The 22784-nt window shown below is 64.5% G+C and carries 19 protein-coding genes; 3 read left to right on the forward strand and 16 right to left on the reverse strand.

What is annotated here, in order from left to right; all coding sequences use genetic code 11:
- Window positions 1-16 precede the first annotated feature (16 nt).
- Complete coding sequence (locus AC4FIJ_RS04835; RefSeq protein WP_490335591.1) at window positions 17-487, reverse strand: hypothetical protein; 471 nt, start codon at window positions 485-487, stop codon at window positions 17-19.
- A gap of 104 nt (window positions 488-591) precedes the next feature.
- On the reverse strand, window positions 592-2088 hold the full coding sequence (locus AC4FIJ_RS04840) for a CoA-acylating methylmalonate-semialdehyde dehydrogenase (protein ID WP_490335592.1): 1497 nt from the start codon (window positions 2086-2088) through the stop codon (window positions 592-594).
- Between the two features lie 118 nt (window positions 2089-2206).
- Between AC4FIJ_RS04840 and AC4FIJ_RS04845 the strand changes: the two genes are divergently transcribed.
- On the forward strand, window positions 2207-3103 hold the full coding sequence (locus AC4FIJ_RS04845) for a LysR family transcriptional regulator (protein ID WP_490335593.1): 897 nt from the start codon (window positions 2207-2209) through the stop codon (window positions 3101-3103).
- 38 nt (window positions 3104-3141) lie between these two features.
- On the opposite strand, the gene lpdA is transcribed toward AC4FIJ_RS04845, so the two are convergent.
- Genes lpdA through AC4FIJ_RS04860 form a run of 3 tightly spaced genes read right to left on the reverse strand, consistent with a single transcriptional unit; the run spans window position 3142 to window position 6321 of the window.
- On the reverse strand, window positions 3142-4554 hold the full coding sequence (lpdA, locus tag AC4FIJ_RS04850) for a dihydrolipoyl dehydrogenase (RefSeq protein ID WP_490335594.1): 1413 nt from the start codon (window positions 4552-4554) through the stop codon (window positions 3142-3144).
- Window positions 4555-4565: 11 nt separating this feature from the next.
- The gene (locus tag AC4FIJ_RS04855; RefSeq protein ID WP_490335595.1) at window positions 4566-4955 is read right to left on the reverse strand and encodes an acyl-CoA thioesterase; all 390 of its coding nucleotides are present in this window, start codon (window positions 4953-4955) and stop codon (window positions 4566-4568) included.
- A gap of 13 nt (window positions 4956-4968) precedes the next feature.
- On the reverse strand, window positions 4969-6321 hold the full coding sequence (locus AC4FIJ_RS04860) for a pyruvate dehydrogenase complex dihydrolipoamide acetyltransferase (protein ID WP_490335596.1): 1353 nt from the start codon (window positions 6319-6321) through the stop codon (window positions 4969-4971).
- 192 nt (window positions 6322-6513) lie between these two features.
- On the opposite strand from AC4FIJ_RS04860, the gene AC4FIJ_RS04865 reads away from it, so the two are divergent.
- Window positions 6514-6969, forward strand: coding sequence for a universal stress protein (locus tag AC4FIJ_RS04865; protein ID WP_490335597.1), 456 nt, complete (start codon window positions 6514-6516; stop codon window positions 6967-6969).
- Between the two features lie 15 nt (window positions 6970-6984).
- Here the strand turns inward: AC4FIJ_RS04865 and AC4FIJ_RS04870 are convergent, their stop codons facing one another.
- The 10 genes from AC4FIJ_RS04870 to radA form a co-directional block, all read right to left on the reverse strand.
- Window positions 6985-7515, reverse strand: a complete 531-nt coding sequence (locus AC4FIJ_RS04870) for a peroxiredoxin-like family protein (RefSeq protein ID WP_490335598.1) — start codon at window positions 7513-7515, stop codon at window positions 6985-6987.
- A gap of 54 nt (window positions 7516-7569) precedes the next feature.
- Window positions 7570-9879, reverse strand: coding sequence for a ribonuclease R (gene rnr, locus AC4FIJ_RS04875; RefSeq protein WP_490335599.1), 2310 nt, complete (start codon window positions 9877-9879; stop codon window positions 7570-7572).
- Between the two features lie 43 nt (window positions 9880-9922).
- Window positions 9923-11275 (reverse strand): M28 family peptidase, encoded by a 1353-nt coding sequence (locus AC4FIJ_RS04880; RefSeq protein WP_490335600.1) that lies wholly within the window; start codon window positions 11273-11275, stop codon window positions 9923-9925.
- Between the two features lie 45 nt (window positions 11276-11320).
- Entirely contained in the window at window positions 11321-12850 is a 1530-nt protein-coding gene (proS, locus tag AC4FIJ_RS04885) for a proline--tRNA ligase (protein WP_490335631.1), read from the reverse strand.
- Between the two features lie 261 nt (window positions 12851-13111).
- Entirely contained in the window at window positions 13112-13693 is a 582-nt protein-coding gene (phaR, locus tag AC4FIJ_RS04890) for a polyhydroxyalkanoate synthesis repressor PhaR (protein ID WP_490335601.1), read from the reverse strand.
- 122 nt (window positions 13694-13815) lie between these two features.
- Window positions 13816-14898 carry an alanine racemase gene (alr, locus tag AC4FIJ_RS04895; protein ID WP_490335602.1) on the reverse strand — a complete coding sequence of 361 codons (1083 nt, stop codon included), beginning with the start codon at window positions 14896-14898 and terminating at the stop codon, window positions 13816-13818.
- Entirely contained in the window at window positions 14888-16591 is a 1704-nt protein-coding gene (locus AC4FIJ_RS04900; protein WP_490335603.1) for an MFS transporter, read from the reverse strand. The genes alr and AC4FIJ_RS04900 overlap by 11 nt, the downstream gene beginning before the upstream one ends.
- 90 nt (window positions 16592-16681) lie before the next feature.
- On the reverse strand, window positions 16682-17128 hold the full coding sequence (locus AC4FIJ_RS04905) for an iron-sulfur cluster assembly scaffold protein (RefSeq protein WP_490335604.1): 447 nt from the start codon (window positions 17126-17128) through the stop codon (window positions 16682-16684).
- Window positions 17129-17153: 25 nt separating this feature from the next.
- Window positions 17154-17696 carry a CvpA family protein gene (locus AC4FIJ_RS04910; protein ID WP_490335605.1) on the reverse strand — a complete coding sequence of 181 codons (543 nt, stop codon included), beginning with the start codon at window positions 17694-17696 and terminating at the stop codon, window positions 17154-17156.
- 4 nt (window positions 17697-17700) lie between these two features.
- Window positions 17701-19080, reverse strand: a complete 1380-nt coding sequence (radA, locus tag AC4FIJ_RS04915; RefSeq protein WP_490335606.1) for a DNA repair protein RadA — start codon at window positions 19078-19080, stop codon at window positions 17701-17703.
- A 119-nt stretch (window positions 19081-19199) separates the two neighbouring features.
- Here radA and AC4FIJ_RS04920 point away from each other — a divergent pair, with 119 nt between their 5' ends.
- Complete coding sequence (locus tag AC4FIJ_RS04920; protein ID WP_490335607.1) at window positions 19200-21512, forward strand: patatin-like protein; 2313 nt, start codon at window positions 19200-19202, stop codon at window positions 21510-21512.
- Here the strand turns inward: AC4FIJ_RS04920 and dnaJ are convergent.
- A complete protein-coding gene (gene dnaJ, locus AC4FIJ_RS04925; protein ID WP_490335608.1) occupies window positions 21509-22636 on the reverse strand; it encodes a molecular chaperone DnaJ in 1128 nt (375 codons plus the stop codon). The two genes, AC4FIJ_RS04920 and dnaJ, sit on opposite strands and share 4 nt — an antisense overlap.
- Window positions 22637-22784: the final 148 nt, after the last annotated feature.

The following is a 22784-nucleotide window of genomic DNA, read 5'->3' on the forward strand; positions in this document are numbered from 1 at the left end:
ATCGGTCACCTTTTGCTCAAGTGCATTTGCGGTATTCGATGGCACCGGGCATCGCCTCATCACCCAATTCCTGCCTGACCAGAACCTGCCCGTTACCGCGGGTTTCCAGCTTCATTTCGCGCGTCCATTCCATGCCTTCGCCTTCGAAGGCGAATTCGGCCTGGATCGAACCGGGACTGGCGTTGTCGACGTTTTCCAAAGTGCCGACCGATTCATAGAAGGTCAGCGTCGTCCCGTCGATCTCGAGCAGCCCCTTGGCGGATGCACCGCCTTCGCAATCGGCTGCGTTCATGCCCCAGTTGCCGCGCAGGTTCGTGGGGATCGTGTCCGCCTCAACCTCCGCGGGTGCCTGAGGCGGAACCTCTTGCGCGGCGCCAGCCGTATCTTCCGGCGATTCCGACGGCGAAGGTCCACAGGATGTCAGCACCGCCGTCGCGCCGAGCGCCAGCGGAAAAGCCAGATCCCTGAATGATATCGAACGAGCCATTGCGTCTCCTGTGCAATCGAATGGGCATTGTTCCCCATCAACGCGCCAGCGTGCGTCGATGTCCCGCGGCGACAATGCCCGATGCGATTGAATGCCCGCTACGATTACAAAGTCGGTATCACGAACGCATTGGCCCCGTCGCCGACGCCGCCGTCGGGCCAGCGCTGGGTCACGGTCTTGACCTTGGTCCAGAACCGCAGGCCTTCCATGCCGTACTGGTTGGTGTCGCCGAACGCGCTGCGCTTCCACCCGCCAAAGCTGTGATAGCTGACAGGCACCGGGATCGGCACGTTGATGCCGACCATGCCGACATTCACCCGCGCCGCGAATTCGCGTGCCGCGTGGCCATTGCGGGTGAAGATCGCGACGCCATTGCCGTACTGGTGCTTCGACGGCAGCGCGACCGCTTCCTCGAAATCCTTGGCGCGCACCATCTGCAGCACGGGGCCGAAGATCTCTTCCTTGTAGCTTTCCATGTCGGGCGTCACGCGGTCGAGCAGCGTGGGCCCCATGAAGAAGCCCTTCTCGTGCCCCTGCAGCGTAAAGCCGCGCCCGTCGACGACCAGCTCGGAGCCTTCGTCGATGGCGGTCTGGATCCATTTCTCGATCCGCGCCTTGTGCTCAGGCGTGACGACGGGGCCGTAATGCGCATCCGGATCGTTCGAAACCCCGACACGAAGCGCATCGATCGCGGGCAAGAGCTTGTCGCGCAGGCGGTCTGCGGTCTCTTCGCCGACCGGCACCACGACGGGGAGCGCCATGCAGCGTTCGCCAGCCGATCCGAAAGCCGCGCCGGTAAGGTCGTTCACCACCTGGTCGAGGTCGGCGTCGGGCATCACGATGCCGTGGTTCTTGGCCCCGCCCATCGCCTGCACGCGCTTTCCGGCAGCGACGCCGCGGTTATATACGTAATGCGCGATGTCGGACGAACCGACGAAGCTGACCGCCGCGATGTCGGGATGGTCGAGGATCGCATCGACCATCACCTTGTCGCCGTGCACGACCTGCAGCAGGCCTTCGGGCGCGCCCGCTTCGACAAAGAGTTCAGCCAGACGGACCGGTACGGACGGATCGCGTTCGCTGGGCTTGAGGATAAACGCATTGCCCGCTGCGATCGCCATGCCAAACATCCACATCGGGATCATGGCCGGGAAGTTGAACGGGGTGATGCCCGCGCCGATGCCCAGCGGCTGACGCATCGAATAGACATCGATGCCGGTGCCCGCGCCGACCGTGTATTCGCCCTTGAGCACCTGCGGAATGCCACAGGCGAACTCGATCACTTCAAGCCCGCGCTGCACATCGCCCTTGGCATCGTCGACGACCTTGCCATGCTCGCTCGAAAGCAGCTCGGCCAGCTCCTGCATGTTCTGCTCGATCAGTTCCTTGAAGCGGAACATGACCCGTGCGCGGCGCTGCGGATTGGTCGCGGCCCATTCGGGCTGAACCTTTTTCGCGATCTCGACCGCCTTGTCCAGCAGGGCTGCATCGCCAAGCGGAACCTCCGCCTGCACTTCGCCGGTCGAGGGGTTCCAGACCTGGTGCTTGCGGCCCGTGGCCGCGCCCGCTCCGCCCGCGATGAAATGGTCTATCGTGCGCATGACCTGTCACTCTCCGTAGTTTTCCGGCGCAAAACACTGGCGCCTTTGTATTGCCAAGCACCATCGCAGGGCGCACAGTTGCAAGCAACGATCAATTTTACGGCTTGGCGCTGCAAAAATGCAGGATATAGACTGGAGCGACTTTCAGGTGTTTCTGGCACTGGCCCATTCGGGCCGGACGGTCGACGCCGCCAATCTGCTGGGGGTCGATGCCACCACGGTCAGCCGCCGGCTGAAACGGCTCGAAACGGCGCTGGGCGCCGCCCTGTTCGAACGCGGGCGCGAAGGGCATCAGCTGACCGAGGCGGGCGAAGATCTGTTCGAACAGGTCTCGACCATGGCCCGCGCCGCCGCGCGCATCCGCGACGGCGCCGATCCCGCAGGAGGGCTGGCCGGGACCTTGCGCATCAGCGTGTCCGAGGGTTTCGGCACATGGTTCCTGTCGCGCCATATTCCCAAGCTGGCCGCGGCCCATCCCGCGCTGACCATCGACCTTGTCGCCAGCAGCGGGTTCCTGAACCCATCGCGGCGGGAAGCGGATATTGCGGTGATGCTGTCGCGGCCGCGATCGGGTCAGCTGATCGCACGAAAGCTGTCGGATTACTCGCTCGGGCTCTATGCGACGCAGGGGTATATCGAAAAGTCGGGCATGCCTGAAAAGGCAGAAGACCTGACCCGCGGGCACCGGCTGATCGGCTATGTCCCGGAACTAGTCTACGCGCCGGAACTCGTCTATCTGGACGAGATCCATCCCGGACTGCGCGCCAGCCTGCGATCATCCAGCATCAATGCGCAGCACCGCCTGATCGCGCAGGGCGCGGGGCTTGGCGTGCTGCCGCGCTTTATCGCCGGGGCCGATACGGCACTGGTGCCGATCCTGCCCGACCGCACGATCCTGCGCAGCTTCTGGCTGGTCACCCATGCCGACACCAGCTCGCTTGCCCGCGTGCGTGCCGGAAAGGAATGGCTGATGGATACGGTGGCAGAGCACCGGTCGGTATTGCTGCCGCGATAAAGGCGAAGCAGGGCCTTCTCGGCCCTGCCCGCGTTCGATCAGATATGCAGCGCGCGTCCATATGCTGCGAGCACGCTTTCATGCATGCTCTCGCTGATGGTCGGGTGCGGGAAGATCGTGTTCATCAACTCCGCTTCGGTCGTCTCCAGGGTCTTGCCCACGACGTAGCCCTGGATCATCTCGGTCACTTCCGCACCAATCATATGCGCGCCCAGCAGCTCGCCGGTCTTGGCATCGAATACCGTCTTGGTGAAACCCTCGGCCTCGCCCAGCGCGATTGCCTTGCCGTTGCCGATGAAGGGGAAGGTGCCGGTCTTCACCTCATAGCCCGCTTCCTTCGCCTTGAGCTCGGTCATGCCGACGCTGGCGATCTGCGGGTGGCAATAGGTGCAGCCCGGAATGTTGCGGCGATCCATGGCATGCGGATGCACGTCCTTGTTGCCCAGTTCCTTCGCAATCGATTCCGCCGCGGTAACGCCTTCGTGGCTTGCCTTGTGCGCCAGCCACGGGCCGGGCGTGCAATCGCCGATGGCCCACACGCCCTTCACATTGGTGCGGCCGTAATCGTCGATCTGGATAAAGCCGCGGTCGGCGGTGATACCCAGCTTCTCCAGCCCGATCTCCTCGGTATTGGGAACGATGCCGATGGCGACGATCGCATGGCTGAATTCGGTTTCCTCGGCCTTGCCGGCCTTGTCGGTGATCTTCGCCTTGACCGACTTCGCGGTCTTTCCGGTAACCTCGACCTTGGCGCCGGTCTTGATCGTCATGCCCTGCTTGGTCAGCGCCTTTTCCAGAAAGGCCGAGACGTCCTTGTCTTCCACCGGCACGATGCGGTCCATCATCTCGACGACCGTGACGTCGACACCCATGTCATTGTAAAAGCTGGCGAATTCGATCCCGATCGCGCCCGATCCGATGACCAGCAACTTGCTGGGCATTTCCTTGGGCGTCATCGCGTGGCGATAGGTCCAGATGCGGTCGCCATCGGCCGGATTGCCGGGCAGGTCGCGCGCCCGCGCGCCGGTCGCGACGATGACATGCTTGGCGGTCAGTTCCTCGGTGCCCTTTTCGCCCTTCACCTCGACCTTGCCCGCAGCGACAAGCTTGCCGCTGCCCATGTGGACCGTGATCTTGTTCTTCTTCATCAGCCCGGTCACGCCCTTGTTGAGCTGCGCGGCAACCCCGCGAGAGCGCTTGACCACCGCGTCCAGATCGGCCTCGATCTCCTTGGCGGCAAGGCCATAGTCCTTGGCATGCTGCATGTAATGGAAGATCTCGGCCGAACGCAGCAGCGCCTTGGTCGGGATGCAGCCCCAGTTAAGGCAGATCCCGCCCAGCAGCTCGCGCTCCACGATGGCGGTCTTGAGGCCAAGCTGCGCGCAGCGGATCGCCGAAACATAGCCCCCCGGACCCGAACCGAGCACGATTACGTCATAGCTGTCTGCCACTTTGCAGTCTCCTAACCCTGTATCGGGCGCGGCCGCCCGTTGTCATCTATCGCCACGAAGGTGAAATCCGCCTCGGTCACCTTCACCGCATGTTCCTCGAAGCGATGGCGGCGCCATGCCTCGACATTGATCGTCATCGAACTGCGTCCGACGCGCGTGATCTCGCCATATACCGACACTTCGTCGCCCACGGACACTGGTGCATGGAATAGCATCTTGTCCATCGCGACGGTCACCGCGCGGCCCTTGCCGTGGCGCGAAGCGATCAGCCCCGCCGCATTGTCCATGACGCTGACCAGCCAGCCACCGAAGATGTCGCCATAGACATTGGTGTCGGCGGGCATTGCGACCACGCGGATCGCCGGTTCGCCTTCGGGGGGATTACCGTCTTCGGCGGTCATGCGGGCGCGACCATCAAGCCAGCATGCCCAGCGGGTTTTCGACCAGCTCCTTGAAAGCGGCCATCAGGCGGGCGCCGTCGGCCCCGTCGATCGCGCGGTGATCAAAGCTTCCCGTCGCGCTCATCATCATGGCGGGGGCGATTTCGCCGTTTTCGTCCACGATGGCGCGTTTTTCGCCCGCGCCGATGGCAAGGATCATGCCCTGCGGCGGATTGATCACGGCCTCGAACTGCTTTATGCCCATCATGCCCATGTTGGACAGGCTGGCGGTGCCGCCCTGGTATTCCTCGGGCTGCAGCTTGCCCTCGCGGGCACGGCCGGCAAGGTCCTTCATCGCCTTGGCGATCGAGCTGACCGAACGGCCATCGGCATCGGAAATGATCGGCGTGATCAGACCGGCCGGAATGGACACGGCGACCGAAACATCGGCCCGCTCGTACTGGATCAGCTCGCTGCCCGAGAACGCGACATTGCATTCGGGCACCGCGATCAGCGCCTTGCCCAGCGCCTTGACCAGCAGATCGTTGACCGACACCTTCACGCCCTGGCTTTCCAGCGCCTTGTTGATCTCGCCGCGAAGCGCCAGCAGCTTGTCGAGCCGGACATCGACGGTCAGGTAGATGTGCGGAACCTGCTGTTTGGATTCGGTCAGGCGGCGCGCGATGGTCTTGCGCATGCCCGACAGTTTCGACACCTGATGCGGAATGCGCGCATCGAGAATGGCGCGGGTTTCGTCCGACATCTCGACCGTGGAGGCCGGAGCAGCGGCGGGCGCACCGGCAGCCGGTGCCGCAGCCGGAGCGGATTTCGCCGCGCCTTCCTTTGCGCCCTTAATGTCGGCCTTCACGATCCGCCCGCGCGGTCCGCTGCCCTGCAGTTGGGCAAGGTCGATGTTCTTCTCAGCGGCCAGACGGCGCGCGAGCGGCGATGCGAACACGCGGTCACCCGACGCGGCCGGAGAAGGTGCCGGAGCCGCGGAAGCGGTCGGAGCAGGACTGGACGAAGCAGGACTTGACGAAGCAGAACTGGGCGAAGCAGCGGAAGCGGATTCCGAAGCGGCAGGCGCGGAACTGGGCGCGGGCGCAGCGCTGGCACCGGCTTTCGCGGCTTCCTCCAGATTCTCGCCTTCCTCGGCCAGCACGGCGATGACCGTACCGACCTTCACGTTCTCGGTCCCCTCATCCACCGAGATGGCGGCGATCGTTCCCTCGTCGATGGATTCGAATTCCATCGTCGCCTTGTCGGTCTCGATCTCTGCAATGATGTCGCCGGGTCCGATCTTGTCGCCGGCCTTGACGAGCCACTTGGCCAAGGTGCCCTCTTCCATGGTGGGGGACAGGGCTGGCATCTTGAGAGAGATCGGCATGATCGTCGGCGTTCCTGGCTTTGATTGCTGGCCGTATCCGGGGGATCGGAAGGCCATGGCGGGGAGAATTTCGGAGCATATCTCTAGCCTTAACCGGAATGGGTCAAGGCCGGATTTGCGTCATCCTCTTGCGAAAAGCCGCGACGTGCCGCAGGCTTTGCAGATAGTTCAACTGGCAGGCCGATATTCGCAATGCGCATCTATCTCGTCATCATGGACGAAACCCCGGAGTCCCGCACTGCGCTGCGCTTTGCATCGCGGCGCGCGCTGGATACCGGAGGCGCGGTGCACATCATCGCCGTGGTGCCCAAACAGCAGTTCGTGGCGTTCGGCGGCGTGCAGGCCACGATCGAGGACGAGGCGAAAAGCCGCGCCGAGGTTCTGGTGATGGCCGCGGCGGGTTCCTTGTTCGAGGAATCCGGCAGGATGCCGTCGATCGCGGTCAAGGTCGGCGATGCGACCCGCGTGGTGCAGGATTATCTGGCCGAGCATCCCGGTATCGCCGCACTGGTGCTGGGCGCGGCGGCCGAGGGTGCGCCCGGCCCGTTGATCGCCCACTTCGCAGGCCAACGCGCCGGACAGCTGCCCTGCCCGCTTATGATCGTACCGGGCGCGCTGACCGACGAGGAGGTCGACGCGCTCAGCTAGGTGCTGAATTCAGCTTTATGCGTGGACCTTGCCGGTCGCAGTGCCCCGCGCCGGGTAGTCGTTCTTCTTCACGAAATCGATGCCCTTGAGCAGTTCGTCCAGCGGAGGCCGCGTGAAAGGCGCGCTCTGCACCTGCGCAAAGAATAGCGTGCCGTCGGGCCGGATCAGGAACAGGCCGGGTTCCGAAAACATGTCGGGTTCGTCCGACCCTTCGCGCTTCTCGGACAGATAGAGGCCCCATTCGCGCGCCTGCTCTGCCGACAGATCATAGGCAAGCGGCAGGTCGCCCGTATCCCATTCGCGGTCGACGACCATCGCCCGCTCCTCGCTATCCATCGAGATGGCGAAGATCGAAATTCCGCGGCTGGTGAAATCGTCGAGCTGGTCGGCGATCTGCTCCAAATAGGATTTGCAGATCGGGCAGTGCTTGCCGCGATAGAACACCAGCATCGTCATGTAGTCGGGCGACTGATGCGCCAGCTTGAACCGCGCATCAATCGTCAGCGGCAGGTCGAGTTCGGGAACCTTCGAATTCGGGGTCAGCATAAGAATCTCCTTTCCATCCGAACGGACGGGCGGGAGGATCGTTTCAGCAAACCCTCACTTCTTGCGGCCCTGATGCCGTATGTTCCCCGGTCGGCCGCGCTTTCCAACGACATGCTTGCCCGCCTTGTCGTGGCGGATCTGCGGCTTCGCCTTGCGGCGCGGCGCGGGCCGGTTGCCGCGCGGTTCGATGCTGCCGGCGAATTCGGGCGGTTCGAATTTCAGCGCGCCGGACAGGGGATTGGCCTCTGCCAGCCGCAATGTCAGGCGGTCGCCCGCGCGGAAAGTGGTGCCGCTTTCCTGCCCGACCAGCACCTGCGCCTTGTCGTCATAGTTGAAACGCTCATCCCCCAGCACCGATACGGGCACCAGACCGTCACCGCCGAGACCCAGAATGGTCGCGAAAAGACCGAATTTCTGCACGCCGGTGACACGAGTTTCAAAGGTTTCGCCCACGCGGCCCGATAACCATGCCGCGACATAGCGGTCGATGGTATCGCGCTCCGCCTCCATCGCGCGGCGTTCGGCGCGGCTGATGGCTTCGGTCACGCGGTCCAGCGATTCGCGGTCTCGGTCCGACAGGCCGCTGCCATCGGGGATGGCGTTCGATTGCGGTTTGGGCTGCTCCAGCCGATAGGCATCGACCAGTGCGCGGTGGACCAGCAGATCGGCATAGCGGCGAATGGGCGAGGTGAAATGCGCATAGCTGCCCAGCGACAGGCCAAAGTGCCCTGCGTTGCGCGGCCCGTAATAGGCCTGCATCTGCGTACGCAGCACCTGCTCCATGATCAGTTCCTTCTCTGCCACGTCGGCCACATCCTTGATGAGGCGATTGAACAGCGAAGGGGTGATCACCTGACCCAGCGACAGGCTGCGATCCATGGTCTTGAGGTAGTCGCGCAGCGAGACCAGCTTCTCCCGGCTCGGCGTTTCGTGGACGCGATAGACGACGGGCGCGGCCTTGGCCTCCAGCGCCTTGGCGGCGGCGACATTGGCGGCGATCATGAAATCCTCGACCACGCGGTGCGCGTCGAGCCGTTCGCGCACGACGATGGCGTCGATGCGCCCCTTCTCGTCCAGCACGACGCGGCGTTCGGGCAGGTCGAGGTCGAGCGGCTCGCGGTCGTCACGCGCAGAGGCCAGCCGTTTCCAGCAGCCCCATAGGTTCTTCAGATGCTCGGGCGCGTCGCCGTCGTCGATCCGCTCCTGCGCGTCTTCATAGGCGATCACCTCGTGGATACGAACGATGGCGCGGGTGAACCGGAAGTTCCTCACGCGCCCGTCGGCGTCGATGGTGAGGTGGCAGGCCATCGCAGCGCGATCCTCACCCTCGCCCAGCGAGCAGACGTCGGCGGACAGCACTTCGGGCAGCATGGGGACGACGCGGTCGGGGAAATAGACCGAATTGCCCCGCTTGCGCGCCTCGCGGTCGATCTTCATGCCGGGGCGGACGTAAAAGCTGACATCGGCAATCGCGACCAGCGCCTTCCACCCGCCTTCATTGTCGGGATTGTCGTCGGGCTCGGCCCAGATCGCATCGTCATGGTCGCGCGCATCGGCGGGATCGATGGCGACGATGGGCAGGCCGGTCAGATCCTCGCGCTCGTCCCTGGACAGCGGCAGCCGGGCCGAGGTCTCTGCCTCGTCCAGCACCTCGTTCGTGAAGACATGCGGGATCTCGTATTTATGGATCGCGATCAGGCTGAAGCTCTTGGGTGCGAGCGGGTCGCCCAGCACCTCGGTCACCTTCACGCCCGAACGGGGCGATTTGCCCGCCGGTTCGGCCAGCACAAGTTGCCCTTCCTCGGCCCCGCCCAGATCGGCGATGGGCATCGAATTGCGCACGGATTTCTCGACCGGCGCCAGCCAGCCCTTGCCGCTGCCGTCGATCTCGACAACGCCCATCAGCGCCTCGGCCCGGTCGGGCAGCTTGCGCATGACATGGGCGATCCAGCCCTTTCCGGCCTCTTCCGTCCGGGCCAGGATGCGGTCGCCCTTGCGCAGGGCGGGATAGGCGCGCTTCGCCTTGCCCTTGGGTTCGACCACGCGCAGCCGCGGCGGGGCCTGCCCGCTGTCGGGATCCCATGTCTCGGGAACGGCGACAGCCTCGCCCTCTTCGATCTCGACCACGCGCAGCACGGTGACCTTGGGCACGCCGCCCATGCGGTGATACGCGGTGCGCTTGCCGTCGATCAGCCCGTCTTCGGCCATGTCCTTCAGCAAGGCCTTGAGCGCAATCTTCTCCTGACCCTTCAGCTTGAAGTGACGCGCGATCTCACGCTTGCCGACGGGGGTGTCAGAGCCGTTGATAAGCTCCATGACCTGCTCCTTGCTGGGCAGGCCTTCGAATTTCTTGTGATGTGCCATTGGACCCTATGTGGCCCTGCCCGGCCCGCTTGCCAAGCGGTGCCTATTCCGCAGCGGCAAGCGGATAGAACGCGCCGCCCGGCACGGCTGCCGCGACGGGGCTTTCCGCGCCGCTGGCCGCGATGGCCGAGACGCCCACGATCCAGTCGTCGCCGCGCAGGTTCAGCGTGCTGCTGGTCGTCCCTGCAGGCACTTCGCGCACACGTTCCCAAGCCGCGTCGTCGGTGCGGCGGCGCCACAGCGCATATCCGGCTGCCCCCTCAGAGGGTTGCCATTCGACCAGCGTGTCGGTCCGCACGGCGGCATCCGCCGTCACGCGCGGCGGCATCGGCGTGCGCGCTAGCTTTGCCAGCGCCAGCGTGTTGAGCCTTGTCACCCGCGCCAGATAGGGAAAATCCATCTCGTCGGGCACGTCGCCATAGAACACGCCTTCCTCGGTCCGGACGTTCTGGTGCTGGTGTTCGTAATCCTCGACCGCCACGGACAGGCGGACCGCGGGAAAGCCCTTTTCGAGCATCGGCAAATGATCGCCGCCGCGCCCCATGCGATCGGCGCGCCAGACCTGCCGCACCGTCAGAGCGTCGTCGCCGTCATTCTCGGACAGATCGGCCAGCCAACGCGAGAGATTGCGCGAAGGCGCGTCATTCTCGCCACCATTGCGGCGCATGTCGCTGCGCTGCTCGTCGCCCGCATCGGCGCGAACGGCTTCGGAAAAGACCCGCACATGGCCGTCGTCGGTGAAACCGTCCGACCCGTGGCTGCCGCCCACGATGTCGTTGTTAAGCACCGCCTTGACCGTCCAGCCCTGCTCCTCGGCATAGTCGGCCAGCAGCTTGCCGCCATACAGGCCCTGTTCCTCGCCCGAGAGCACGGCATAGACGATGGTGGTCGGAAACTTGAAGCGCGAGAGGTTGCGCGCCGCCTCGAATATCAGGACCGTGCCGGACCCGTCATCGTTCGCGCCGGGGGCATCGGTCGTCGCATCGGTCGGATCGGATGCCATGGAATCGATATGGGCCGATACGATCACGACCTCGTTCGGGCGCTCGGTGCCGGGCTGGATGGCCAGCACGTTGACCAGCCGGGTCGGCTCGGCAATGCGGCGGCCCTGCACCATGCGTTCGGGCAGCGCGATCTGCAGACACCCGCCGCATTCCTCAGATATCCGCCGAAACTCCGCCTCGGCCCAGCGGCGCGCGGCACCGATCCCGCGCGTCGGATGATCCTGCACCGACAGCGTGTTGCGCGTGCCGAAACCCACCAGCGTGTCGATATCGGCGCGAAGCCGGTCCTCGGAAATCCGGATGTCGGATTCGCTCTGGGCAAAGGCGGAGGGCGGCAGGGACGTGGCGCAGGCCAGCGCGGCGAGCGCAGCGACAGTAGAGCGGATTTTCATGACCCGCACTGTGCGTCGCGCTCCCGCGCTTGGCAAGGGCCCTGCCTAGTAAGCGCGTGCGATATAGATATATTCCACCGCTTCCTTGCCGGTGAAGATGCAGGGATCCTCGGGCTTGTCGCTGTCCGACGGGATATTCCGCAAGGTCAGCTTCAGGCTCTTGAGCTGTTCCACCACCGTGTCGAGTTCGGCACCGGTCGGGCGGGACCATGCCGCGCGGACCCAGCCGGGTTTCACAGCACCTTCCGCGAAATATTCGGCAACCGCGTCCATGTCCGAAATGTCGGTGCGGATCGCCTCGTCGCGGCGGGTCTGCGCCTCGGTGAACAGGTTTTCCTGGATCTGTTCCAGAATACCGGCCGCGTTGAAGAGAAAATCGTCGCGCGCTTCGCCGTTGATGTCCGCCTTGCCGTCCTCGCGCCAGAGCCGGTCGCGGCGCAGCACCGACACCTGCTCGCTCGCCATGTCGCGCGGGCCGACCTCCAGGATGATGGGCGCGCCCTTGCGGACCCAGTCCCACCGCTTTTGCGCGGCCTTGCCCGGGCGCTGATCCAGCAGCACGCGCACGGGTTCGCGGAACGCGTCCTGCGCGGTCAGGGTCTTACGAACTTCTTCGCAATAGGACAGGATGTCGCTGTCGCCATCCTTGCCGCGCAGCATGGGCAGGATGATGATCTGGTGCGGCGCGATGCGCGGGGGGACGCGCAGCCCGTCATCATCGCCATGGGTCATGATGACGCCGCCGATCAGCCGCGTGGATACGCCCCAGCTGGTCGTGTGGCACAATTGCTCGGCGCCCTGATCGTCCTGGAACTTGATGTCCGCCGCCTGCGAGAAGGTCGTGCCCAGATAATGCGAGGTGCCGGCCTGCAGCGCCTTGCCGTCCTGCATCATCGCCTCGATCGAGAAGGTCGCGTCGGCGCCCGGAAAACGCTCGTTCTCAGGCTTTTCGCCTGCGACGACGGGCATCGCCAGCACATCCTCGGCAAAGCTGCGATAGACTTCGAGCATCAGCAGCGTCTCGTCCATCGCGTCTTCGCGCGTGGCATGGGCGGTGTGGCCTTCCTGCCAGAGAAATTCGCTGGTGCGCAGGAACATTCGGGTGCGCATTTCCCAGCGCACGACATTGGCCCACTGGTTCAGCTTGAGCGGAAGGTCGCGCCAGCTCTGGATCCAGCGGCCCATGGCCTGACCGATCACCGTCTCGGACGTAGGGCGGACCACCAACGGCTCTTCCAGCTTTGCGTCGGGATCGACGACCAGCGAGCCATCCTCGGCCTTGAGCCGGTGATGGGTGACGACCGCCATCTCCTTGGCGAAGCCCTCGACGTGTTCGGCTTCCTTGGCGAAATAGGACAGCGGGATGAACAGCGGGAAATAGCAATTGTCGTGGCCGGTTTCCTTGATCCGGTCGTCCAGCAGGCGCTGAATACGCTCCCAGATGCCCCAGCCCCATGGCTTGATGATCATGCAGCCGCGCACGCCCGATTCCTCGGCCATGTCGGCCTGGCTGACCACGGCCTGATACCATGCGGCGAAATCGTCCTTGCGCGAGATGTCGAGCGCGTGGCGGATGGTGGCCTGCTGGGGATGGTTCTGATGGTTCGAGGGCGCGGTCACTAAGCGGCAAACCTTGATAAAGAACGGCCCGGCGCCACGGGCGAAACATCGGCGCGTCGAGTCAGCACGAAAAAGGGGGCTCGAACCGGCCCCCTTATTGACGCAAGAACGCATTGCCAAGAGGCAGTGCGCCAACACGTTCGATTGCGACCCCGTAAGACCGCGCCCATTCGATTGCGCGTCCGGCCGTGACGATCACGACCGGCGCGCATTCGATCAGTTGCTCAGCTTGTCGATCTGTTCCTTCATCGCGGCCATCTGCTTGCGAAGCTCGTCCAGATCGTCGCTGGACTGGGCCGAGGGCTTTGCGTCCTCTTCCTTGGCTTCACCCTCTTCGGGCGCGCCCTTGACCATGCCGGGCATGAAGGCATCGGTCGCCGCCTTGAACATCGCCATGTTCTGCTGCGCAAGCTTGGCGAGCGGATTGCTGCCCATCGAATCCTCGAACGCCTTGCGCATCTTCAGCTGGTTTTCCCGGAACTGCGCCATCGACATTTCAAGGTAATGCGGCACCATCGCCTGCATCGAATTGCCGTACATGCCGATCAGATCGCGCAGGAAAGCCACGGGCAGCATCTGCGAGCCGGCCGCTTCCTCATCCATGATGATCTGGGTCAGGATCTGGTGGGTAATATCCGCGCCGCTCTTGGCGTCGATCACCTGAAACTCAACCCCCTCGCGCGTCATTTCGGCAAGATGGTCGAGGGTAATATAGCTGGACGAATCGGTGTTGTACAAACGCCGGTTCGCGTATTTCTTGATGATGATCACATCATCCGATTTTTCTTTATCCGCCACATATCCCCCAGGATTGAATTGCGCCCCATTTCAGAAATGGCGGATGCAACCCGGGCATTTCCAGCAATGCTGCGCAAGTTTGCTGCAAATGCTAATAGCACGGCCGGGCCCGATGCTGCAAGCTATCCCCGCCGCAAGCGCGGTCCGGTGGCCGTCAGCAATTCATACTGCGACAATCCAGAGGCTTGCGCCGCATCGGCCAGCGAATATTCGGCGCGAAGCCAGTCACCTTCCTGCAAATGCGGCGCTGCGGTGATGTCGACCGCGGTCAGATCCATCGACACGCGGCCCAGCACGGGAAGGACCGCCCCGTCTTGCGCCGTGAACGCGCCAAGGCCCGACCAGCAACGCAGATAGCCGTCCGCATAGCCGAGCGAAAGTATGGCCACACGCATGTCATGCGCGGCGGTAAAGGTCGCGCCATAGCCGATGGTCTCGCCCGCGGGCACGCGGCGGATCTGCACGATGGCCGCTTCCGGCGTGACGACCTGCTGCACCGCTTCCGCAAGTTCGCTGCGCGGAATGCCGCCGTAAAGCGCAAGGCCGGGACGCGTGAGATCGAAGTGGTATTTATCGCCCAGCGCGATGCCCGCGCTGTTGGCAAGGCTGGCGCTGCGATGACGCACATGCGGCAGGACATCGGCAAAGGCCTGCCATTGCTGCGCGTTGAGCGGCGCATCCTCGTCCGCGCAGGCAAGATGCGACATCAGCACTTCTATATCCAGCGCCGCGATGGCGGGATCCGATATGTCCCCGACCCTCAGGCCAAGGCGGTTCATTCCCGTGTCGACCATCAGGTCGCACTTGCCGCCCCCGGCATCCACCCAGCGCCGAGCCTGTTCAATACTGTTGATGACCGGCCGCACGCCGGTTTCCAATCCATAGCGCGCATCGGCATCCGTCATCGGCCCCAGCAGGACCGAGATCGAAACTGCCGGTGCATGAGCCAGAACCGCTGGCACCTCCGACCAATGCGCGACGAAGAAATCGCGGCATCCCGCCTTGATCAGGGCCGGAACCGCACGGTCGACACCAGTACCATAGGCATCGGCCTTGACCGCCGCGCCCGTTCTTGCCCCCTTGGACAGGCGGTCCATCGCCCGCCAGTTCGAACCCAGCGCCTCGGCATCGAAAGCCAGACGCAGCGGCGGCTGAGGCAAGGAGGGATGCGGGAAAGCGCGGGGATCGCCGGAATCAGCCGTCATTCACCGCCGTTCGCACATCGCCGCGGCGCGCGCCAGCCCCGGTTTCATCCAATTCCGCTTCGTGGAAATCTCTTGGCGGGCCGCCCTTCAATCCGATCACCGCAAAGATCAGCCCGATCAGCATGAAGCCCCAAGTGTACCACAGACCTGCATAGGCATCCCCCGTGCGCGCAATGATATAGGCAGCGATCAGCGGCAGGAAACCGCCGAAATAACCGGCCCCGATGTGGTAGGGAATCGACATCGAGCTGTAACGGATGCGCGGCGGAAACATCTCTGCCAGCAAAGCCGCGACCGGCCCGTAGGTCAGCGCCGACATCACCGCCAGAACCGACAGCGCGGCAAGCACGCCGACAATCTGCAACGGGCCCGGATGCTGCGTCGAAAAGTCATAGCCAGCCGCGGACAGCCGTTCCTGCAAGGCTGCCCGCCTGCTGGCCGGATCGACGGCGGGATAATCCGGCACCATCACCGTGCTCGCGCCGACGCCCAACGACAGGACCGGTGCTTCGGACAGCGTATAGGGGACGCCGCTTGTCGTCAGATCCTCGATCAATCGCCCGCAATCGGTTGCCTGCGCATCGGCGAACGGATCGTAATCGCAGTGCGGCCCTGCCACGCTGACCGGATTGGCGTTGGCGGATTGCACCAGGCCGGGATTGGCCATCTGCCCCATGAACCAGAATGTCGGGAAGAGCAGTAGCAGGGTAACGACCTGGCCGATGACGATCGGCTTCTTGCGGCCCACGCGATCGGACCATTTGCCGACCACCACATAGAGCGGCATCGAAATCAGTCCGCCCGCAAACAGCAGCAGTTCGGTCGTCAGCGCGTCGACCCGCATCGGCCCCTTGAGGAACGACAGGCTTGAGAAGAATGCCGTGTACCAGATCGTCGTCAGCGATCCGGTGATTCCGAACAGAGCCACAAGGATCCGCCACTTGTTGCCCGGATAGGTAAAGCTTTCGACGAAAGGGTTCTTCGACGTTTCGCCCGCGGCCTTCATCGCCTTGAACACCGGGCTTTCCGACAATTTGAGCCGCATCCATAGCGATACGGCCAGCAGCACCAGCGACAGCAGGAACGGAAGACGCCAGCCCCATGCCGCGAAATCGTCGGCAGGGATCAGGAACCGGCACGCCAGCACGACCGCGATGGACAGAACGAAGCCGCCCGCGACGCTGGCCTGGATGAAAGACGTGTAGAAACCGCGCTTTTCCGGCGGGGCATGTTCGGCGACATAGATGGCCGCCCCGCCATATTCGCCGCCCAGTGCAAGGCCCTGCAGAATGCGAAGGACGATCACGATGATGGGGGCTGCGATCCCGATCGTAGCCGCGGAGGGGATAAGACCAACCCCCGCCGTGGCGATCCCCATCAGCGTTACGGTGACCAGAAACGTGTATTTGCGGCCCAGCCTGTCGCCCAGAAAGCCGAACAGGATGGCGCCCAGAGGCCGGAAGCCGAAACCGACCGCAAAGCCTGCCCAAACGAGCAGGATCTGAAGCGTTTCATTGTCAGAGGGGAAGAAAGCCGCGCCGATCAGTCCGGCAAGCGTGCCATAGATGAAGAAATCGTACCACTCGAAGATGGTCCCGACAGAGGAGGCTCCGATCACCAGCCGGATGTCCGAACCGCTGAGTTCCTCGTCGAGCCCGGCCGACCCATCCTGCGCCAAGCCTGCTTGCGCCATTCCCGTCTCCCCAACTTGATGCGCAATCCCTAGCCCGCGACAGGCGCGCTTGCCAAGAACCGCCGGTGACGGATCGGTGGAACGCTGCGCTCAGGCCTGCTGCCCGGCGGCAGATCCGCCGGCATTTTCCAAGGCCCTGAGCGCGGCATCCCAAGCCAGCATGATCGCGCCGTGACGAGCGGGATAGGCGCGCGCCGGTTCGATAAGCTCGATCCCCGGCCAGTCGGGCATGCCGCCCTGCCCCGCGAGCCACGCCCTCATATCATCCGCCGTGGCGGCAAGCTGCGCGCCAGCGCGTCCCGACGCGCCTTCGGCGAATAGCGCCGCCGCCGCCTGACCGATCGCGCAGGCCTGCGCCGACACGCCGATGGTCTCGACCCGCCCCGCTCCATTTAGCGCAAGCCCGATTTCCAGTGTGCTTCCGCAACTGGCGGAACGCGCCGAACCGCGAAGGGGCAGCGCGTCGGTCATCGGGTAACGCGCCAGCGACACGGCAGACGCCAGCACCTGCGGCGTATATAGGCGAGCCGCGTTCATGGGCGGCGGGGGCTCGGTGAATGCATCAGATCGCCTCTGCCGAATCCTGGAGATCCTGTTGCCGCGCGGATATCGTCTCGACCAGCGCATTGCTGGCCGAATTCACGAAGGGATAGCTGCGCGCCAGCTTGATCCAGTCGGGCCTGCCTTCCGCGCCCCACGCCATGTCGTAGCCCAGCGCCAGGATCGAGAAGGACAGCACCACAAGGATCGCCCCCTTCACGATGCCGAAACCCATCCCCAGCACGCGGTCGATGGGCCCCAGCACCGAATTGCGCGACTTGCCCCCTGCCCAGCGCGCGACGAGCTTCATCACGCCATAGGGCACGAGGAGCAAGAGGACGAACGCGAGCAGGCCGGCGTTGGTCTGGTTGTCCTTGAAAAAACCGACCAGGATTTCGGTCAGCGGCGCGTGGAAGAAATAGATCGCCGCGATCGCCGCGATCCATGCGCCCAGCGACAGCACCTCGTGCACGAAACCACGCAGCAGTCCGCCGACCGCCGCGAGGCCCACGATCACCAGCACGGCCAGATCGAAACCGGCGAAGTTCATTCCGGAAATGTCCATGAAATCAGTCTGCGCCCACCACCCTGTCGACGAGGCCTATCAAGAGGTCGAGCGCGTCATATCGCACACCCCCTTGTTCCGAGCTTAACGACGCCGAACTTAGAGAGGGTCCGAAAGCCTTGTCAAAGCCCAGTTTCGCCGACTCCCTCAGGCGTAGGGGTGCGTGGGCGACCGAACGGATCTCTCCCGACAGCGAGACTTCGCCGAACCACACCGATTGTTTGGGCAGCGGCTTGTCCGCCAGCGCCGAAACGAGCGCCGCCGCCACCGCAAGATCCGCTGCCGGGTCGGACAGGCGATAGCCGCCCGCGACGTTCAGATAGACCTCGGCCGAGGAGAAATTCAGCCCGCAGCGCGATTCCAGCACCGCCAGCAACATGGCCAGCCTGCCCGAATCCCACCCGACCACCGCCCTTCGCGGCGTCGCGCCCGACTGGAGGCGCACGATCAGCGCCTGTATCTCAACCAGCACGGGCCGCGTACCCTCCAGCGCCGGGAAGACGGCACTTCCGGCGACGGGCTCGTCCCGGCTTGATAGGAACAGGGTGGACGGGTTCGATACCTCGGTCAGGCCGACACCTTCCATAGCGAAGACCCCGATCTCGTCCACCGCGCCGAAACGGTTCTTCAGCGCGCGCAGCACGCGGTACTGGTGCGACCGCTCGCCCTCAAAGCTCATCACCACATCGACCATGTGTTCAAGGACGCGCGGGCCGGCAATCGTCCCGTCCTTGGTGACATGGCCGACCATGACCAGCACGCATCCCGATTCCTTGGCATAGCGGATCAGTTCCAGCGCGCAGCCGCGAACCTGGCTGACCGTGCCGGGCGCGCCTTCGATCTGGTCGGAATGCATGGTCTGGATCGAATCGATGATCAGCAGCGAGGGCGGCTCCATCGATCCCAGCGTCGTCAATATGTCGCGCACCGAGGTGGCGCTGGCCAGCCGGATCGGGGCGTCGGCAAGACCAAGCCGTCCTGCGCGCAGGCGAACTTGCCCCGCCGCTTCCTCGCCGCTGATATAGACCGCGTCCTTCCCGGCGCGTGCCACGCTGGCGCTGGCCTGCAGCAGCAGGGTGGACTTGCCGATGCCGGGATCACCGCCCATCAGGATCGCGCTACCGGGCACCATGCCGCCGCCCAGCGCGCGGTCGAATTCGGCCATACCGGTAGGCTGGCGCACCGGCAGCGGCGTATCGGCATCGAGCGCGGTGAAGGCGATCGGCCTGCCCCCGCCCGACAGATCGTGCTTGGCCGCGAAGACGGTGGCGGGCGCTTCCTCCACCAGCGTGTTCCATTCGGCGCAATCGGCGCACTGTCCCTGCCAGCGGGGCGCGACGCTGCCGCACGCTTGGCACACGAATCTGCGTTTGGGTTTCGCCATGGCCTCGCTTATCGGGAACGGATGGGGAACGCAATCGGCGAAAATTGCGCATTCCCCGTTCAATTCACTTGGCTTTCGCACCGCTCTGCTGCCACAGTCGGGCGATGCGGGAGAAAGAATTGAGGATCGCGCTGGTCTGCTATGGCGGGGTAAGCCTGGCGGTCTATATGCACGGTGTCACCAAGGAAATCTGGCACTTCGCCCGCGCCAGCCACGATGCGCGCAGCGACGAGCCTTCGGTCAATCCGGTGCAGCAGGCCTATCGCAAGCTGCTGGATGCCATCGCCGAACAGGGCGAAACGCGGCTGCGGGTCATTCCGGACATTCTGACGGGCGCCAGCGCGGGGGGCATGAATGCCATCTTCCTAGCCGAAGGTCTGCTGACGGGCCGCTCGCTCGATCCGCTGACGCGCCTCTGGCTCGAAAGGGCGGACAGCGACGTGCTGGTCGCGCCCGAGGCGCGGCCCGGCAACCGTTTTTCCAAGCTCTGGGCGCAGCCGCTGGTCGAATATGCGCTGCGGCGGCCCGGTAATGCCGTCTCGCGCACGGTCGCGCCCGAAACGCGCGAGGAAGTGCGGGGCAAGCTGTCGCGGCTCATCCGGTCGCGCTGGTTCGCGCCGCCGTTTTCGGGGATCGGTCTTGCCCGCCTGATCGACGACGCGCTGATCGCCATGGCCGAGCAAGGCGATGGGCCGTCGCTGATCCCGTCCGGCCACCCGATCGACCTGTTCGTGACAGCCACCGACTTTCGCGGCAGCCGCGTGCCCTTGCGGCTCCATTCGCCCGCATTGGCGAGCGAAACCGAACACCGGTTGCCGATCTCCTTCCGCGCGCATGGCGGCGATGCGACCATGGCGCCGCGCACCGATCTGGTATTCGCCGCGCGCGCGACCAGCAGCTTTCCCGGCGCCTTCCCGCCCCTGACGATTGCCGAGATCGAGAGGCTGGCGGCAGAACGGGGCATGGGCTGGGCGAGCCGCGACGCGTTTCTATCGCGGATTATGCCGCATCATGCGCATGCGGATGATCTGGAGCAGGTCGCGCTGATCGACGGTGCCGTGCTGGTCGGTGCGCCCTTTGCCGAGGCGATCGCCGCCTTGGACGGACGGCCTGCCACGCGCGAAGTCGACCGGCGCTTCATCTATATTGATCCGCATCCCGAATTGCGTCTGAACGGCAGGCCGCACAGGGAGGAGCCGAAGGAGATCGGCTTCTTCTCCTCGATCTTCGGCGCATTGTCGGCGATCCCGCGCGAACAGCCGATCCGCGACGACCTTGAGCGCATCGATGCCCACAGCCGGGAAGCCGCCCGCCTGCGCGCCATCGTCGAAGGCTTGCGCCCGGAGGTCGAGGCCACCGTCGACCGCCTGCTGGGCCGCACCCTGTTCCTTGACCGCCCCACCCCCGAACGGCTGGCCAAATGGCGCAAACGCGCACAGCAAGCCGCCGCCGAACGGGCGGGTTTCGCCTTTCACTCCTATGCCCGCAGCAAGTTTGCCGGGATCGTCGAGCATCTTGCCAATTTGATCCACCGCGCGATCCCCGGCGAAAAACCCGCGCGCGAAAGCGTCATCGGCGCGCTGTCCGCCCATTTCCGCCACGAAGGACTGGGCAGCCTGTCGGGCGGCAAGCTTGGCGCAAGCGAAGAGGCGATCCTGTTTTTTCGCACGCATGATCTGGGCTTCCGCATCCGGCGGCTGCGGCTGCTGGCTCGCCGCCTTTCGCCCAACGATGTCGGCGGCGCACTGCCGCCCGCCAAGCGCGAACTGGCCCGCAAGGCCGTGTATGACGCGCTTTCGATCTATACCAGCCTCGACGGCGTCAGCGCGCTTGGCGACGGTTTCGACGCGCTTGCCGTCAATGTGCTGGCCGACCCCGAAGCGGCGGTCGAACGCATCGCCCGGACCCGCGATCTTGCGGCCACCGATACGAAGGTCGATGCATTGCTGGTGGAGGGACTGGGCCAATTGCCGCGCGAACAGCGACGCATTCTGCTGCTCGCCTATCTGGGTTTTCCGTTTTACGATATCGCGACCCTGCCGCTGCTGGGCGCGCGCGGCTTTGACGAGTTCGAACCGATCAAGATCGACCGCATCGCGCCCGAGGACGCATCGGCCATCCGCCCCGGCGGCGCATCGAACTGCCTGCGCGGGATCGAGTTCTATAATTTCGGCGCCTTCTTCAGCCGCGCCTATCGCGAGAACGACTATCTATGGGGCCGCCTGCACGGCGCGGACCGGATGATCGAGATCGTCGCCTCCACCTTGGGTTCGGAGCATTATCTGTCGGACGACACGCTTTCGGCCATCCGATACGAGGTGTTCCTCGCGATCCTGGACGAAGAGCGGGACGCTGGCCTGTGCCGCCCCTCTCTCGTCGATGCGCTGCGCAAGGAAGTGGAGGCCGAACAAGCAGCTAAGGCCAGCGCCTAGCGTTTCGTGAAGTTCGACTTGATCCGCTCGAAAAAGCCCATCGCGTCGGGGCACTGCGCCTTGGTCTCGCTCTGCTGGAATTCGCGAAGCAGTTCCTTTTGCTTTGACGAAAGCTTGCGCGGTGTTTCGACCTGGATGTCGACCACCAGATCGCCGCGGCCGCGGCCCTGCAGGACCGGCATGCCCTCACCCCGCTTGCGCAATTGTTCGCCCGACTGGACGCCGGCGGGAATGTTCACCGTGATCCATTCGCCGTCCAGACCCGGCAGGCTGACCGTGCCGCCCAGCGCCGCCTTGGTAAAGGTGATCGGAACCTTGGTAAACAGGTTGGTGCCGTCCCGCTCGAACACCTCGTGCCGGCGGACATGCATGAAGATATAGAGATCGCCCGACGGCGCGCCTTGCGGCCCCGCCTCGCCCTTGCCGGACAGGCGGATGCGCGTGCCGGTTTCGACGCCGGGGGGGATCGTGATGTCGAGGTTCTGGACCTTGTCGACGCGGCCTTCGCCGCGGCAGGCCTTGCACGGGGTTTCGATGACTTCGCCCCGCCCATGACAGGTCGGACAGGCGCGTTCGACAACGAAAAAGCCCTGCTGTGCGCGGACCTTGCCGAAACCGCCGCACGTCTCGCACCCGCGCTTGCCGGTGCCGGGTTCCGCGCCCGATCCGTGGCAAGGCTCGCAGGTCTGCGAAACCTCGATCGAGATCTCCGTCTCCTTGCCATGGAACGCGTCTTCCAGCGTGATTTCCATGTCGTAGCGCAGATCCGCGCCGCGCCGCTGGCGGCCGCCAGCCGATGCGCCGCCAAAGGCGGACCCGAAGATCGTCTCGAAAATATCGCCGATGTCGGAGAAGCCCTGCCCCCCGCCATGGCCGCCGCCGCCGCTGGCCGCCTGCTCGTAAGCGGCATGGCCGAAACGGTCGTATGCCGCGCGCTTTTGCGGATCCTTCAGGCAGTCATAGGCGCGGCTGATCGCCTTAAAGCGCGCCTCGGCATCCGCATCGCCCGGATTGCGGTCCGGGTGAAAGCGCATCGCCAGCTTGCGATAGGCAGACTTGATCGTCTTGTCGTCCGCCGACCGCTCGACTTCCAGCAGTTCGTAAAAGTCGATTTCGGTTTCCACTCAACCTCCGTAACGTCCGGTTCGCGCGATGCTGCACCGGATCGGCATATTCAAATTCCTGATCAGCGAGAAGCGACCCTCACCACGATTGCGTCCCCGGGCCGCAAATGGCCTGCCGTAGATATAAAAACGCAGCAGACCCGCGAAT

The sequence above is a fragment of the Croceicoccus sp. genome (assembly GCF_983967925.1).

Excerpts from the sequence above, each read along its gene's own strand:
- AC4FIJ_RS04835 (WP_490335591.1), bottom strand. The coding sequence starts at position 487 with ATGGCTCGTTCGATATCATTCAGGGATCTGGCTTTTCCGCTGGCGCTC.
- AC4FIJ_RS04840 (WP_490335592.1), bottom strand. The coding sequence starts at position 2,088 with ATGCGCACGATAGACCATTTCATCGCGGGCGGAGCGGGCGCGGCCACG.
- AC4FIJ_RS04845 (WP_490335593.1), top strand. The coding sequence starts at position 2,207 with ATGCAGGATATAGACTGGAGCGACTTTCAGGTGTTTCTGGCACTGGCC.
- AC4FIJ_RS04855 (WP_490335595.1), bottom strand. The coding sequence starts at position 4,955 with ATGACCGCCGAAGACGGTAATCCCCCCGAAGGCGAACCGGCGATCCGC.
- AC4FIJ_RS04860 (WP_490335596.1), bottom strand. The coding sequence starts at position 6,321 with ATGCCGATCTCTCTCAAGATGCCAGCCCTGTCCCCCACCATGGAAGAG.
- AC4FIJ_RS04865 (WP_490335597.1), top strand. The coding sequence starts at position 6,514 with ATGCGCATCTATCTCGTCATCATGGACGAAACCCCGGAGTCCCGCACT.
- AC4FIJ_RS04870 (WP_490335598.1), bottom strand. The coding sequence starts at position 7,515 with ATGCTGACCCCGAATTCGAAGGTTCCCGAACTCGACCTGCCGCTGACG.
- rnr (WP_490335599.1), bottom strand. The coding sequence starts at position 9,879 with ATGGCACATCACAAGAAATTCGAAGGCCTGCCCAGCAAGGAGCAGGTC.
- AC4FIJ_RS04880 (WP_490335600.1), bottom strand. The coding sequence starts at position 11,275 with ATGAAAATCCGCTCTACTGTCGCTGCGCTCGCCGCGCTGGCCTGCGCC.
- alr (WP_490335602.1), bottom strand. The coding sequence starts at position 14,898 with ATGACGGCTGATTCCGGCGATCCCCGCGCTTTCCCGCATCCCTCCTTG.
- AC4FIJ_RS04900 (WP_490335603.1), bottom strand. The coding sequence starts at position 16,591 with ATGGCGCAAGCAGGCTTGGCGCAGGATGGGTCGGCCGGGCTCGACGAG.
- AC4FIJ_RS04905 (WP_490335604.1), bottom strand. The coding sequence starts at position 17,128 with ATGAACGCGGCTCGCCTATATACGCCGCAGGTGCTGGCGTCTGCCGTG.
- AC4FIJ_RS04910 (WP_490335605.1), bottom strand. The coding sequence starts at position 17,696 with ATGGACATTTCCGGAATGAACTTCGCCGGTTTCGATCTGGCCGTGCTG.
- radA (WP_490335606.1), bottom strand. The coding sequence starts at position 19,080 with ATGGCGAAACCCAAACGCAGATTCGTGTGCCAAGCGTGCGGCAGCGTC.